This is a genomic window from Fibrobacter sp., from assembly GCF_045601785.1.
GTDB lineage: Bacteria > Fibrobacterota > Fibrobacteria > Fibrobacterales > Fibrobacteraceae > Fibrobacter.
The window spans coordinates 19,070-31,963 of the sequence record NZ_JAZSAF010000062.1 but is presented as its reverse complement, the minus strand read 5'-3'; the positions used below and the strand labels follow the sequence as shown (position 1 = coordinate 31,963).

At 44.7% G+C, this 12,894-nt stretch carries 17 protein-coding genes and 1 pseudogene; 12 read left to right on the top strand and 6 right to left on the bottom strand.

Going from position 1 to position 12,894, the window contains the following annotated elements:
• Positions 1 to 44: 44 nt before the first annotated feature.
• A complete protein-coding gene (locus tag ACKI61_RS09910; RefSeq protein WP_407457564.1) occupies positions 45 to 347 on the top strand; it encodes a zinc ribbon domain-containing protein in 303 nt (100 codons plus the stop codon).
• 95 nt (positions 348 to 442) lie between these two features.
• Positions 443 to 2,002, top strand: a complete 1,560-nt coding sequence (locus tag ACKI61_RS09905; protein WP_407457563.1) for an FISUMP domain-containing protein — start codon at positions 443 to 445, stop codon at positions 2,000 to 2,002.
• Between the two features lie 46 nt (positions 2,003 to 2,048).
• On the opposite strand, the gene ACKI61_RS09900 is transcribed toward ACKI61_RS09905, so the two are convergent.
• Positions 2,049 to 2,306: a TIGR03905 family TSCPD domain-containing protein gene (locus tag ACKI61_RS09900; RefSeq protein WP_407457562.1), complete on the bottom strand. Its 258-nt coding sequence runs from the start codon at positions 2,304 to 2,306 to the stop codon at positions 2,049 to 2,051.
• Between the two features lie 60 nt (positions 2,307 to 2,366).
• On the opposite strand from ACKI61_RS09900, the gene ACKI61_RS09895 reads away from it, so the two are divergent.
• The 8 genes and pseudogenes from ACKI61_RS09895 (at position 2,367) to ACKI61_RS09860 (ending at position 6,657) form a co-directional block, all read left to right on the top strand.
• On the top strand, positions 2,367 to 2,945 hold the full coding sequence (locus ACKI61_RS09895; protein WP_407457561.1) for a TetR/AcrR family transcriptional regulator C-terminal domain-containing protein: 579 nt from the start codon (positions 2,367 to 2,369) through the stop codon (positions 2,943 to 2,945).
• Between the two features lie 92 nt (positions 2,946 to 3,037).
• A pseudogene (locus ACKI61_RS09890) lies at positions 3,038 to 3,718 on the top strand (MBL fold metallo-hydrolase); the annotation flags it as partial.
• Positions 3,719 to 3,820: 102 nt separating this feature from the next.
• A complete protein-coding gene (locus ACKI61_RS09885) occupies positions 3,821 to 3,997 on the top strand; it encodes a rubredoxin (protein ID WP_290926393.1) in 177 nt (58 codons plus the stop codon).
• A 29-nt stretch (positions 3,998 to 4,026) separates the two neighbouring features.
• Complete coding sequence (locus ACKI61_RS09880) at positions 4,027 to 4,677, top strand: flavodoxin family protein (RefSeq protein ID WP_407457560.1); 651 nt, start codon at positions 4,027 to 4,029, stop codon at positions 4,675 to 4,677.
• A 15-nt stretch (positions 4,678 to 4,692) separates the two neighbouring features.
• The gene (locus tag ACKI61_RS09875; protein WP_407457559.1) at positions 4,693 to 5,208 is read left to right on the top strand and encodes a flavin reductase family protein; all 516 of its coding nucleotides are present in this window, start codon (positions 4,693 to 4,695) and stop codon (positions 5,206 to 5,208) included.
• Positions 5,209 to 5,377: 169 nt separating this feature from the next.
• Entirely contained in the window at positions 5,378 to 5,554 is a 177-nt protein-coding gene (locus ACKI61_RS09870) for an HTH domain-containing protein (protein WP_298769325.1), read from the top strand.
• Between the two features lie 11 nt (positions 5,555 to 5,565).
• A complete protein-coding gene (locus ACKI61_RS09865) occupies positions 5,566 to 6,114 on the top strand; it encodes a glutathione peroxidase (RefSeq protein ID WP_407457558.1) in 549 nt (182 codons plus the stop codon).
• A gap of 66 nt (positions 6,115 to 6,180) precedes the next feature.
• Positions 6,181 to 6,657 carry a hypothetical protein gene (locus tag ACKI61_RS09860; RefSeq protein ID WP_407457557.1) on the top strand — a complete coding sequence of 159 codons (477 nt, stop codon included), beginning with the start codon at positions 6,181 to 6,183 and terminating at the stop codon, positions 6,655 to 6,657.
• Positions 6,658 to 6,721: 64 nt separating this feature from the next.
• On the opposite strand, the gene ACKI61_RS09855 is transcribed toward ACKI61_RS09860, so the two are convergent.
• Together ACKI61_RS09855 and ACKI61_RS09850 are read right to left on the bottom strand one after the other, a co-directional pair.
• Positions 6,722 to 7,048, bottom strand: a complete 327-nt coding sequence (locus ACKI61_RS09855) for an addiction module antidote protein (protein WP_407457556.1) — start codon at positions 7,046 to 7,048, stop codon at positions 6,722 to 6,724.
• A complete protein-coding gene (locus ACKI61_RS09850; RefSeq protein WP_291025519.1) occupies positions 7,035 to 7,328 on the bottom strand; it encodes a type II toxin-antitoxin system RelE/ParE family toxin in 294 nt (97 codons plus the stop codon). The genes ACKI61_RS09855 and ACKI61_RS09850 overlap by 14 nt, the downstream gene beginning before the upstream one ends.
• A gap of 555 nt (positions 7,329 to 7,883) precedes the next feature.
• On the opposite strand from ACKI61_RS09850, the gene ACKI61_RS09845 reads away from it, so the two are divergent.
• Positions 7,884 to 8,501: a restriction endonuclease subunit S gene (locus ACKI61_RS09845; protein WP_290722521.1), complete on the top strand. Its 618-nt coding sequence runs from the start codon at positions 7,884 to 7,886 to the stop codon at positions 8,499 to 8,501.
• 1 nt (position 8,502) lies between these two features.
• On the opposite strand, the gene ACKI61_RS09840 is transcribed toward ACKI61_RS09845, so the two are convergent.
• Positions 8,503 to 9,324 carry a tyrosine-type recombinase/integrase gene (locus ACKI61_RS09840; RefSeq protein ID WP_407457555.1) on the bottom strand — a complete coding sequence of 274 codons (822 nt, stop codon included), beginning with the start codon at positions 9,322 to 9,324 and terminating at the stop codon, positions 8,503 to 8,505.
• A gap of 130 nt (positions 9,325 to 9,454) precedes the next feature.
• Between ACKI61_RS09840 and ACKI61_RS09835 the strand changes: the two genes are divergently transcribed.
• Positions 9,455 to 9,955 carry a restriction endonuclease subunit S gene (locus ACKI61_RS09835; protein WP_290925913.1) on the top strand — a complete coding sequence of 167 codons (501 nt, stop codon included), beginning with the start codon at positions 9,455 to 9,457 and terminating at the stop codon, positions 9,953 to 9,955.
• Here ACKI61_RS09835 and ACKI61_RS09830 read toward each other — a convergent pair.
• The gene (locus tag ACKI61_RS09830; RefSeq protein WP_407457554.1) at positions 9,926 to 11,446 is read right to left on the bottom strand and encodes a restriction endonuclease subunit S; all 1,521 of its coding nucleotides are present in this window, start codon (positions 11,444 to 11,446) and stop codon (positions 9,926 to 9,928) included. The two genes, ACKI61_RS09835 and ACKI61_RS09830, sit on opposite strands and share 30 nt — an antisense overlap.
• The gene (locus ACKI61_RS09825; protein WP_407457553.1) at positions 11,443 to 12,894 is read right to left on the bottom strand and encodes an N-6 DNA methylase; all 1,452 of its coding nucleotides are present in this window, start codon (positions 12,892 to 12,894) and stop codon (positions 11,443 to 11,445) included. Before ACKI61_RS09825 ends, ACKI61_RS09830 begins: the two co-directional genes overlap by 4 nt.

Here is a 12,894-nt window from a genome sequence, read left to right as displayed (position 1 = left end):
ATTGATTTTGGCCCGACAGAACCGTAACTAAAAAAGGAGAACCTATGGAAATGAAATTTTGTCAGAGCTGCGGAATGCCGCTCACACCAGAAATTCTCGGCACAAATGCCGACGGCAGCAAGAACGAAGAATACTGCATCTACTGCTACAAAGACGGTGCCTTCACCGGCGACTTCAACATGGAGCAGATGGTCGAATTCTGCTCGCAGTTCGTCGATGAATTCAACAAGAACACCGGCAAGAACTTTACTCGCGAGCAATACAAAGTGGAACTCCGCAAGTATTTCCCGACACTCAAACGCTGGAAATCAAGCGATGCCGAACTCGTCGTATTCAAGAAACGGTAACGGGTGAAATTTTTTCCCCAACACGGCTTGAACGAGTAACTATTCCAAAGCAGAATTCTGCTATATTAAAAGTTGTCAGTATAAGGAGAAAAGAAATGAAACGATCAAAGTTGTTTGTGGCAACGGGAATACTTCTTGCCCTAATTGCAATAGTCGGGTGTGAAGACTCTGCGACATCTTCGGCACGTGAAACGATTTCGGTTGAATCGTCTGATGACTTGCAAAACTGCAAAGAAGAAGATAAAGGAACTGTGGCGATTGTTGAATCAACCAACTGTATGTATTTCTGTAATGGGGATATGTGGGTTGAAATGAGATCCAAGGATACGCTTTATATTAAACCGGACACCTTGGTTGTGAAAGACAGTGTAAAGGTGCTTTCAATAGATACGGTATATAGTTATGATACTCTGATTGTGAATGATACAATCCATGGTACTGATACGCTGTTCGTGTACGATAGTACTTATCGTGCAAGAGTTGATACGATTTATGTCAAAGATTCCCTTGTTTTGGCCGGTTTGGATGGAAACAGTTGCTCGATGGCTTCTGAAATTGATACCGTGAATGCCGTCTCTGGAGCCTCTGGGTACAAAGTTTATTGTGCTGATACCTTGCAGACTGTGTTGTGGAATGGAACTAATGGTGAAGATGGAAAAAATTGTATCGTAAAAAGTTATTCCCAGTACAGCCTTATAGAATGTGGCATGACGCAGGCTGTGGTTCGAAATGGATCTGATGGAGAATCCTGCAGCTTAACTGACGATAAGAATGGGACTGTTGTTATTACTTGTGGTTCAACGCAAACAACTGTATATAAGGGCTTGTGTGGAAAAACTCCATATGATCCGTTTTATTCAAATTATTTTTGCAGTTATGGGAAATTATATAGTAAATGTTCGGGTGAAGAGTATGATCCGTCAACGCAATTCTGTTATGGATCTTCTTTATACAAAAAATGTCATGGCGTGACATCTTATAATCCGAAGAGCTTTCAATGTGTCAATGGGGTTGCGTCAAGTACTTTTACCGTAAAAGATGTTAATGGTCATAGTTACAAAGCTGTAGCCATTGGAACGCAGGTTTGGTTAAATAGAAATCTTCAGACCGATCCTCCAGAAAGAGAGTCCCGGTGCTATAATGATGAAATATATGATTACTATAATCCTCCTGAATGTTGGCCGTACAACAGCAGGCTTTATACATGGACGGTTGCTGTAGATACGGTGGCTTTAATGGAAAAATATCAAATTGATTGTTCGTCAGAAAAAAAATGCAATATTCCTGATTCTATTATGGTTCAGGGGATTTGTCCTGACGGATGGCACATTCCCTCTGCAAAAGAATTCCAAACACTAATTTTCACTGTTGCAGGTGATGCCACGGAGGCGACGAGAATTTTGCAGAATGGTGTTTACTATCAAACGGAGTTAATAGAAAGCAAGGAAACCTTTGGTTTTGAATTAAGAGGTAATGGGTTTTATGGAGATGGTAAATATCAATGGGGAGACTATGTTTTTCTTTGGTCTTCTACAGATGCTGGATCTGCTGCCAATAGTTTAAGAGTATTTAGTGGCCCGATTGAGATTGCCAATTCGTCAAAATCGTTGGGCTATGCGGTTCGATGCATTCGAGATACGGATAGTATGAAATAAATGTTTTGAAAAGAAACTTTCTTAGCTATGGCGTGAGTATTGATCCTCAAGTGTTGGGAATAGCTTCCTTCCCGAGGACGGCGCGGGCCAGTTGGTCGGCGCACGATGTGGGCTTCCCGCCGCAGGTGTTGCCCAAGAGCTTTGCCGCGATATCTTCGGCGCTCATGCCTTCGCAGAGCTTCGCGATTGCCTTCAAGTTCCCGTTGCATCCGCCCGTAAAGCGGATGTTCCTGATTTTGTCTCCGTCGCGCGTGAACTGGATGGTCGTCGCGCAAACGCCTCTGGTCTTGAAAGTCTCTTCCATATGTGTCTCGGGGTTGAATGTACGCTAAATATAGAATGTTTTTTTATTTTTTATGGTGCCATGACTGCATCGAACAAAACAAAAGAGAACATTGCGAAAGCCTTTGTCGCCCTTACCGAGCAAAAACCCATCAACAAAATTACCGTTCGGGAAATTGCGGCAAAAAGCGGCGTTACCACCGTTACGTTCTACAACTACTTTCTCGACAAGTACGACCTTGCGATTTGGCTCCATGTGAAGGAATCCAAGAAAATCATGGCGAAAATCAACGGCAAGTATGAATGGAAAAATACGCTGCTGGAAGGCCTCCGTTATTTTGCGAAGAACAGGAACTTTATGCTGAATGCCCTGAACCATACGGGTGGACATAACGGGTTCTTGCGCCGGGTGGAACGCATCAACGAGGAACTTCTGACGGCGGAAATCAAAAAGAAGTTTGAAAAGAAAACCCTGCCCCTGGACATTCAATATGCAATCAAGGTCTATTGTGCAGGAACGGTGCGCGTTTTGTTTGACTGGCTTGTCTATGGAATGCCCGTTCCCGTCGAGGACTTGGCAAAGTATTTCGAAGAAAGCCTGCCCCAGCCGCTCCACCGGTTTTTGCTTCGCGATGCGAAACCGAGACATGCGAAAGATTGATGTCGGACCAATCAAATTTTCTTTACACTTTGGCCATTGTGTAAATTGACTTTCGGCTGCCCCGAACTATATTTTCTAAAAAGGAAAACTATATGGAAATCAAGGCAGTCAAGTTCCGTAAAGACGGATTCTATACACAGCCCTTTGCCTTTGGCGGCGAAGAGGGCGCTGAAAAGTTTGACAAGAATGTCCGCTACAGGGGGAGCCTGCAAAACTACCTGATAGATACCGGCGACGAGGTTATCTTGGTGGATACGGGACTCCCCGCGGGCACGCCGGAGGAATCCCCCGACGAAAACAGTATCGCCTTTACCGGCCGCGACATCTGTACCTACATGGAGGCTTTCGCCGCATTGGGATACAAGCCGGAACAGGTGACGAAAATCCTTCTGACCCACAGGCATTCCGACCATTCGGGCGAACTGAAATCCTTCCCGAACGCCAAAATCTACGTGAACGCAGAAGAAACATCTGCCGACGAACTGCAAGGGCTTTCGAATGTCGTTCCCGTGCACTTTGCAAGCGGGGCTTACTACAACTTCCCCGAAAGCGAAAAAATCCGCGACGGCATTTATTTTGTCAAGGCGAAGGGGCACACCAACGGCAACAGCCTTGTCATCGTCGAAAACGACGGACTTTTCTACATGCTCCATGGCGATATCACCTATGTAGACGAGGCCCTGTACCAGAACAAGCTCTCTGTCGTATACGACGATCTGGCGGAAGCCCGCAAGACTCTCGACCGTGTCCGCGAATTTGTCAAAAATCACCCTACCGTCTACTGCGGAACCCACACGCCCCAGGGCTTCGAAAGTCTTGAGGCGAAGCGGGTGATTGACCTGGAAAAGCCGGTCGAGACGATTCCCCCGGGAGAAATCGTCTTCAAGACTGCCAGCGGGAAATACGTCTGTTCCGTTTGCGGCTACGTCTATGACCCCGCCGTCGGCGACCCGAAAAACGGAATTGCTCCGGGTACTCCTTTCGAGGAACTTCCCGAAGACTGGCACTGCCCCCGCTGCAAAAAAGGCAAGGACAAATTCAACAAGGCTTAGCACAAACGACTTAACCCTGCTGACTTTCTATGAAAAATATCATCGTCGTAAACGCGAGCCCGCGTAAGGGTTGGAACACAGACACGCTCCTGACTCACGCTTCCAGAGGGGCAGAGTCCGAGGGGGCGACCATCCAGAGGTTCGACCTTTTTCGCCTGGAAAAATACACCGGCTGCATCTCCTGCTTCGGGTGCAAAAAGGAGAAAAACAAGGGGCACTGCATTTGCAGGGACGGCCTTACGCCCGTGCTGGATGCCATTCGCGAATCGGACGGCCTGATTATCGGCTCGCCCAACTACCTGTCCGAAGTTTCTGCATCCTTCCGGGCGCTGTACGAGCGGCTCATATTCCAGAACCTTACGTACAACGTTGAACACTACTGCTGCAACGCGCACCCCGTTCCGGTCCTGTTCATTTTGACAAGCAACGCCCCGGATACCTACTATACGGGCTTGGTCGAAAACTACAGGCAAACGCTGGACCGCTTTGTCGGCCCTACCGATACGCTTGTTTGCGGAGATACGCTCCAGCTTAAGGACTACAGCAAGACAGACTGGCCCTGGAACCTTTTTGATGCCGATGCCAAGAAAGTCCGTCACGAGAACGTGTTCCCCAAGGAATGCGAGAAAGCTTTCCAGAAAGGCGCGGAGCTGGTGAGAAAAAGCGCAGAGAACGTTTAACATAGGGGATTTGTCATGACAAAGAGAAAAATCAAGGTTTCCGATTATGCGACAGACATTGCCCATGCTCTGGAACACGGCATTCTGGTCACCACGAAGGCGGATGGCAAGGTTAATTCCATGGTTGTCGAATGGGGCCATGTAGGGCGCATCTGGAACAGGCCCGTGTTCGTGGCTTACATCCGGGACTCCCGCTACACCCGTGAACTTCTGGACAAAAATCCCGAATTTACGGTAAACATCCCGGTTGGCCCCTTTGACAGGCGCATTATCGCCGTGTGCGGCACCAAAAGCGGTCGCGACATGGACAAGATTCATGAACTGGGTCTCACCCCCGTTGAACCGGAATGCATCTCGGTTCCTGGCCTCAAGGAAATGCCGTTGACGCTTGAATGCAAGGTGATTTATCGCCAGGAACAGGATTCCTCGATGCTCCCCGAAGATATCCGCCGCTCGTTTTACAGCAGGGAAGGGGGCGACCACATCAGTTTCTTTGGCGAAATCGTCGCTGCTTACGTGATTGAAGACTAATCAGAAAGCTTTAATAATAAAGTAAATTTCAAAACAACCTTTTACCAGGAGAAACACAATGATTAAAATTGAATTCTTGCAGGAACTCGCCAAGGGCCACCTCTGCCTGATTGAACAGATTGGCATGGAAAACTACATCATCGAAATGCTGGGCGAGTAAGGGGGATTTATGACAGAAAAAGACAAAATTTTAAGTGCGATGAAAAAAGCGGGGGAACCCCTGAACGCAGGCAAAATTGCCGAACTCACGGGACTTGACCGCAAGGCTGTGGACAAGGCGATGGCCGAAATGAAAAAGGACGGAAGCATCGTGTCCCCCGTACGTTGCAAATGGCAACCAGCCTAAGGATTCACAAGATGATTTACGATTACAGTATTACAACCGGTAGGGGCGAGACGCTTAATTTGTCCGATTTTAAGGGCAAGGTTATCATGGTGGTGAATACCGCCACGGGCTGCGGCTTTACGCCCCAATATGCTCCGATTGAACAGATGTACAAGGATTACCATGGACAAGGGCTTGAAATCCTCGACATTCCCTGCAACCAGTTCGGCGGCCAGGCTCCTGGAACGGACGAAGAAATCCACGAGTTCTGCACCATGCACTTCAACACCACCTTCCCCCAAATGAAAAAGGCCGATGTAAACGGCGAAAACGAACTGCCGCTCTACACCTACCTCAAGTCGCAGAAGGGGTTCGAAGGGTTCGGTGAGCACAAGTACAAGGAACTTCTAGAAAAGAAGTTCGCCGCCGTGGACCCCGACTGGGACAAGAAACCGGACATCAAGTGGAATTTCACCAAGTTCGTCATCGACAGAAAAGGAAACGTGGTGGCAAGGTTTGAGCCCACTGCCGACATGAAGGACGTAGAGAGATGCGTCCAGCAGCTCCTTCAAGAAAAATAAAAACGAAAAGTCCATGCGCCCTGCGAGTCGTCTGGACTTTTTTTGAAACAACGCTTGCGAATTTATATGAACACAGACCGCATACTGCCTGTTAATCGTGAACACCTGCTGTTGATGCAGGTCCTGTGCTGGCTTGCACCCGGAATCAAAATCCTGGTCACCGGTATAAAGGCCCTGCTGCAGGTGGGAACAGAAAATCCCGAAAGAATATGGTGGCTTGCGCTGATTGCAATTGCGGTGACGGTCGCCTTTTCGGCGATGTTCCATAAATTTATCATCCGTTACACAAAACGCATCCTCGGTTTTACGGAACGCAAGAAATCGCTGTTCGCCTTTTTCGACCTCCGGGGTTATATCCTCATCTTTTTTATGATGGGGCTTGGAATTTCCCTCAAGCTTATCCCCGGAATCCCCTCGGAATTCTTTGCGGGCTTCTATCCCGGCCTCGGAGCCGCCCTTTCTATCGCCGGAATCCGCTATTTGGTCAGCTGGTGGAGAGCCCTGAAGGCGAAAACGCGCAAGTGCGACGGAAAGCATCTGTAGTTGAATCTGTCATGAAACACGTTTCCCGTGGCACGAACATCGCTAAGTTCAACGGTGTTGGGAGTTAAACTTTGTACATGGCCTTTTTCTCGGCGACTGCACAGGGGATTATGCAGAGTTTTAAACCCATGGCGTTCAGCACACGCATGATGGTGTCGAATCTCGGATGCGCGTCTTCTCTTAGTGCCTTGTACAAGCTTTCTCGATTCAGGCCCGCAGACTCGGCGATTTTTGCCATTCCGATTGACCGGGCTGCATCTCCAATGGCATGTTGCCAGAGGACGGGGTCGTTTTCGGCAAGTGCTTCTTCCAAAAAGAGTTTCACGTCTTCTTCTGTTTTAAGAAGATCGGCAACATCCAGATCAGAAACTTCTGCATCATTTTTTTTCATTGTTCAACTCCTTTGCCTTGTCAATATCCTTTTGTTGCGTCGATTTGTCGCCGCCTGCTAGTAGCAGCACAACGATGTCGTCTTTTTTCGTGTAGTAGATGCGGTATCCTGGCCCATAGTGAATGCGCATCTCGTATATTCCGTCGCCAACAAATTTGAAATCTCCAAAGTTACCTAGTTTAACCTGTTCAATTCTGAGGTTTATTTTCGCACGGGCGCGCGCATCCTTGAGATTGGCGTGCCACTTGGAAAAATATTCCGTTTTCTTAATTTGAAGCATTCGCCCTCCTATAATGTAGCCAATTGGCTACAAATTGTCAATAGGGCAATGTGGGGGATTGCTAAATAACTCTCGGCCCCGGCCGCACTGGCCGCAACATCTTTCTTCATCGTCAACTCCTCTGGCATACAAGCGTTCAAAACGCCAAAGACTACTCACTTGTGCACTAAATATAGATTCAAAAATCCAGTTTGTCAATAGGCCCGCGCGATTTTCTGAAAATTATTTTGGTGGGGGAAGTTTCCCCCTCGCTTCTGCCCCATGTCATCCCCGCGCAGGCGGGGATCTCCTTGTGGCATACGCTACCCTCTCTCCTAGTGGGCTCCGCCCCCTAACACCCCCGAAGGCGAGTGCTACAGGGTTTTTGCAACGCCCTCGTATGAAAAACTGCATTGTATAGAGTAGTTGTCAAGTATTCCTTGACAACTACTTTGGGGTCTAATTTCCTTTTTTCGGCTCCTCTTGCATAAAAAGGACCGTCCCGCCTTCACGCGGAAACGATCCATAGTACCACTTTCTAGTGCTGGTGTAATTTACAAAAATAGGGTAGAGAGGATGGATTTTTCTGATAACCGCCCCTACAAGAAGAATGATTCAGTTTCAGCGGAAGACGCGCCTTTTGATATACCCAATTCTTGGGAATGGATTAAAATAAAAGATATTTGCGAAACATTTGGAAGAATTGGTTTTAGGGGTTACACCAAAAAAGATTTGGTGGAAAAAGGACAAGGCGCAATTAGTTTAAGTCCATCGAATATTATTGATATGGGATTAAACTTTGATAAATGTACCTATATATCATGGTTTAAATATGAGGAATCTCCTGAAATAATGTTGAACATAGGAGATATTGTTGTTGTCAAAACAGGATCATCATATGGGAAGAATGCTATAGTTGATAGACTTCCAGAAAAGGCTACATTAAACCCTCAGTTGATGGTTTTAAAACAAATCAAGTGCAATCATAATTATCTGTGTGACTTTCTGAATTCAAATTATTTTAGAAAAGAATTTGAAAACTTAGTAAATGGTACTGCAATTCCAACATTCTCGCAGGAAAAATTCTCATCAAAGAAATTTCCTCTTCCCCCTCTTGCAGAACAAAAACGCATAGCATCAAAAATAGAGTCGCTTTTTTCTATTCTTGATGCTATGGAAAAGGAATGTGATTAAATCACCAGGTCACGACTGTATCGACAATTTCTTGTTGTTCGCTTGCGGTTCTGCGCAAGTAGATTCTAGTCGTTTCTATGCTTTCGTGACCCATCAAGTCAGCGAGTAGTGAAATGTCGTTGAATTTCTCTAGAAAATTTTTTGCGTAGCGATGGCGAAACGAATGTGGATACACGACTTTGGTGCTAATTCCATATTTGATGGCATAAGTCTTTAGTTGAGACGCAATCCCCCTTGTAGTTATACGCTTGCCAAAGCGATTCAAAAAGATAAAACCAGAATGTCGATCAATGCTTGACAACCATTCAAGAGCTTCTTTGCGGAGAGTTTTGGGAATATACAGCCGCCGAAGTTTACCGCCTTTGGAATACAGATCAAACCAGCCGATTTTCACATGTTCTACCTTAATCTGCGTCAATTCGCTAACGCGCGCCCCCGTTGCCGCCAGGAACCACACCACAAAATACCACTCCAAATTACCATCAGCCTTGAGCATTGATTTGAAAAACTGATAATCCGCATTGCTGATGACATTCTCCAAGAAATTCTTCTGCTGTTCCTTGACGAATTTTAATTGCAATTTTCCTTTCTTGATAAAAATCAAATACTTGTTTAATCCTTGCAGGCGAAGATTTACCGTCTTGGGCTTAAAGAATTCAACAAGATATTCCTTGTATGCCAAAAGATTTTCCTTTGAAAAATCTTCATAATGGTCGGAATAATATTTGAGAGTCCATAAATAGGATGTTAGCGTATTTTCAGAAAGATTCTGCTTCCGCAGATATCGTTCAAAAGGCGTTTGTTCGCGTTTTTGTTTAGGCATATTGATTCCTTTGTTTAAATGATGATATCGATTTATAACAAAGAATCACTTTACAAGTTTACACTGCCGCCCTTATGAGAAGATAGAGAACATTCCCTTTGAAATACCAGAAAGTTGGCGTTGGGTAAGAATGGACGATATTAATGATTTTCAGTCATATACTGAAAATCCGATGTTAAAAGAAAATAAGAATCGCGTATATGAATTATATAGCGTCCCGTGTTTTGAAGTAAGGCATCCGGAAATTGTAACTGGATCAGAAATAGGATCTACAAAAGTTTTAGTAAAAAAAGATGATGTTTTAATTAGCAAAATAAATCCACACTTAAACAGAGTATGGCGCGTTCCTCAATTTACGGAACACCGGATGATTGCATCTTCAGAATGGGTTATTATTAGAAATTCTAGATTGAATCCGCAATATCTAGTTTATGTACTTCAATCTAATTATTTTTTGAATAAAATGCTTTCAAACACATCAGGTGTTGGCGGCTCTTTAACTAGGGCAAAACCATATGAAGTAAAAAAATATGAATTACCAATCCCGCCCTTAAATGAGCAATCTCGTATTGTTTCAAAGATTGAAGAATTGTATTCCACATTAGATCAGATGGAGCAAAATCTCATCTAGCGATTTGAAAAGCTCTTCGACCTTGTCTACGATTCGTTTCTGCTCTGCTAAAGGTGGAAACGGGAACTCCAAATCATAAATTGTATGGGGTTTCAGTTCTTTTTGGTTTGTAGAGCCTTCGCCATTTTCTTCCAAATATGGTTGCCTAGTTTTTAAGAAATAATAAAGATAACGGGAATTCACTACGGAAGAACGTATTGTTGTCACATGACTATCCGGAACAATTCCTTTTACGTCATGAGGTAAGGCTTCATTAAAGAAACCGACTCGCCCCAAAGTCCCTGTACCGGTGGAATTTATCACAACATCGCCCATTTGCAAAAACTCGTCTTGAGGATATTTGCTTAAAGTGGTCTCATCTAAATAAAGCGCCTTTTCCGAAGAAATGGGCCCATTCTTCTGATTGCATTTTTGTGCAAAAACTAGTACATTACTTTTTTCTGCATATTTGGGAGATTTTCCTCGCTTTATAGGATTGCACACATTACCCAGTTTAACCCATTCCCATGAATTAGGAATCTCAAAAGGTTCATTCTCAACGGTTATCTTCTCATAAGGGCGGTTATCACTTGTTGCGATATCGTCGGTCTTTTTCTTTTTCGGAGACTTTTTGTTGTCGGTTTGGTCTTTTTCTTGTAGGATTTTTTCTAACAGGACGCTGGCGGGTTCGTCATTTGCATCTTGCGGAACGAGTTTCCCGTGAATGGCGAGGTCAAGGATTTTTTGACGGGTTTGTCTGATGTGGTTTTTGAGGAGTTCCTTGTTCTTTTCAACGGCGTCAATTTCGGCAAAAGCTTCCTCAATTTTTTTAACAATGCGTTGTTGTTCTGCTAAAGGAGGAAGTGGCAAACAGGCGTTAAAGAAAACGTCCTTGCCAACTCTTTGTTGTCCTACAGCACCAGAAAAGTGACCTATACCATTTTGAATAAAATATTCTGATTTGACATACCAAAAAATATATTTGTTAAAAACCGGTTCAAAGGTCCTTAAAATATGCAGTTCAGTGGTTCCTGCTCCAAAACCATTTTTCAAATTTTCAAATATTACCGATTTTCTATTTTCAAAACAAGGTGTTATTTTTGCAACAGCAATATCTCCGTTTGCAAAACGCGTAAAACCTGATTTTACAGAATTCCACGAACGGACTTCTGATATAAATCTATTTTCAAATCCAGCTCCAATATTAGCCATAGGAACAAATGATACTTCCATATCATCTGTCAATTTGTCGGCCGGATTTAATAAGCATACGTTTCCCAATTTTATCCATTCCCAATTATTTGGAATTTCAAATGGGCCATCACCCTTATTTATGGGAATAATTGATTTTGGGACAATTGATTTTTTTCTATTCAGAGAGTTTTGGGAAACTCGTTCCGTGACTATCTGTTTCAACAGGTCAGCGGCAGAGCCGTCGCTTTTGCGCTGATCGGTAAGCTTTCCGCGGATGGCGAGGTCAAGAATTTTCTGTCTCAGGAGTTTCGTGTTCATTCCGCGATTCCCTTGAGCATCTTGGCGAGTTTTTCGGAATGAGTTGCAATCTCTTTCGCCTCGTCCTTGATATTGGAGAGAAGGTCTGCAAGAGTCACATCTTCGATATCGTCTTTGTCTTTAATCCAAGTGATATCAAGACTCGTCTTATCACGTGCAAGCAATTCCTTGACGCTATACTTACGCCAGCGACCGTCGGGATTCTCTTCGCTCCAGGTTTCCTTGCGTTTTTTGGCATTGTAACAAGAAACGAAATCGTCAAGATCGCTACGCTTTAAAGGCTTTGTTGCCTGCGTATGCTTTATGCCCGTGCGATAGTCGTAGAACCAGGTTTCTTTGGTTGGCGACCCTTTTTCAAAGAACAAAACATTTGTCTTTACGCCATTCGCATAAAAAATACCCGTGGGAAGCCTAAGAATTGTGTGCAGATTAAAATCGGTCAGCAACTTTTTACGGAGAACTTCACCAGCTCCATCAGCAAAGAGAACGTTATCAGGCAGCACTACACCTGCGCGTCCACCGTTCTTGAGCAAAAGCATTATATGCTGTAAAAAGTTCAACTGGTTGTTTGTCGTCGTTGCATAAAAATCGGTTCGTTTGGTGCTGATGTCAACACTTCCGGCTGGGCGTGTTCCAAAGGGTGGGTTTGCAAGAACTACATCAACAAGTTTTTCAGGTTCGTTCTCTAAGGAATCCGCCTTGTGAATCGGCGTTGAATCAGATCCGATTCCGTGTAAATACATGTTCATCGACGCAAGCGTTACAACCAAAGATGTGTTGTCATTTCCGGTCAGCAACTCCGTATTCAATTTCTTGAGTTTCGCCTTTTCAGAACTCTGTGCAGCCATGTAGTCGTGGGCAGCAAGCAGAAAGCCGCCCGTTCCACAAGCCGGGTCACATACGGATTCGGTAATCTGCGGTTGAACGCAGTCCACAATAGCCTGAATTAGTGGACGCGGGGTAAAATACTGCCCGGCACCACTCTTCTTGTCTTGTCCGTTCTTTTCAAGAATGCTTTCGTAAATAGCCCCCTTTAGGTCGCCTTCCAATAGCCATTGTTCGTTGTCGACCATGGAAATGAGTTTGCTCAGATAAACAGGTGTGTTTACCTTATTTTGTGCATCTACGAAAATGGCTCCGATAAGACCTTGCTGTTTGCTCAATCTGTCCAAAATGGAATTGTATTTTTCGACAAGGTCCAATCCCTTCATTTGGACAGCTAGTAAATCTTTCCATTCGCAACCCTTAGGGAGGGCGCTTTCAACACCAATCATCTCGACTTTTTCGCTGTCCATTTTAAGGAACAGCAAATAAGTGAGTTGAGTGATATAATCCGTAAACCCCACACCGTTGGCGGCCAGCACATCGGCCATATTCCAAACTTTCTTGACTAGTGATTGTTCATTCTTGCCACTTTGCGTAGCGGGAGCAGTAGTTTTCTTGGGCAT

Bases quoted from the DNA above. Each gene is read 5' to 3' on its own strand.
- ACKI61_RS09835 (WP_290925913.1), top strand. From the start codon at position 9,455: ATGGACGATATTAATGATTTTCAGTCATATACTGAAAATCCGATGTTA.
- ACKI61_RS09895 (WP_407457561.1), top strand. From the start codon at position 2,367: ATGACTGCATCGAACAAAACAAAAGAGAACATTGCGAAAGCCTTTGTC.
- ACKI61_RS09865 (WP_407457558.1), top strand. From the start codon at position 5,566: ATGATTTACGATTACAGTATTACAACCGGTAGGGGCGAGACGCTTAAT.
- ACKI61_RS09870 (WP_298769325.1), top strand. From the start codon at position 5,378: ATGACAGAAAAAGACAAAATTTTAAGTGCGATGAAAAAAGCGGGGGAA.
- ACKI61_RS09855 (WP_407457556.1), bottom strand. From the start codon at position 7,048: ATGAAAAAAAATGATGCAGAAGTTTCTGATCTGGATGTTGCCGATCTT.
- ACKI61_RS09850 (WP_291025519.1), bottom strand. From the start codon at position 7,328: ATGCTTCAAATTAAGAAAACGGAATATTTTTCCAAGTGGCACGCCAAT.
- ACKI61_RS09825 (WP_407457553.1), bottom strand. From the start codon at position 12,894: ATGCCCAAGAAAACTACTGCTCCCGCTACGCAAAGTGGCAAGAATGAA.
- ACKI61_RS09880 (WP_407457560.1), top strand. From the start codon at position 4,027: ATGAAAAATATCATCGTCGTAAACGCGAGCCCGCGTAAGGGTTGGAAC.
- ACKI61_RS09900 (WP_407457562.1), bottom strand. From the start codon at position 2,306: ATGGAAGAGACTTTCAAGACCAGAGGCGTTTGCGCGACGACCATCCAG.
- ACKI61_RS09905 (WP_407457563.1), top strand. From the start codon at position 443: ATGAAACGATCAAAGTTGTTTGTGGCAACGGGAATACTTCTTGCCCTA.
- ACKI61_RS09860 (WP_407457557.1), top strand. From the start codon at position 6,181: ATGAACACAGACCGCATACTGCCTGTTAATCGTGAACACCTGCTGTTG.
- ACKI61_RS09910 (WP_407457564.1), top strand. From the start codon at position 45: ATGGAAATGAAATTTTGTCAGAGCTGCGGAATGCCGCTCACACCAGAA.
- ACKI61_RS09845 (WP_290722521.1), top strand. From the start codon at position 7,884: ATGGATTTTTCTGATAACCGCCCCTACAAGAAGAATGATTCAGTTTCA.
- ACKI61_RS09840 (WP_407457555.1), bottom strand. From the start codon at position 9,324: ATGCCTAAACAAAAACGCGAACAAACGCCTTTTGAACGATATCTGCGG.
- ACKI61_RS09830 (WP_407457554.1), bottom strand. From the start codon at position 11,446: ATGAACACGAAACTCCTGAGACAGAAAATTCTTGACCTCGCCATCCGC.
- ACKI61_RS09875 (WP_407457559.1), top strand. From the start codon at position 4,693: ATGACAAAGAGAAAAATCAAGGTTTCCGATTATGCGACAGACATTGCC.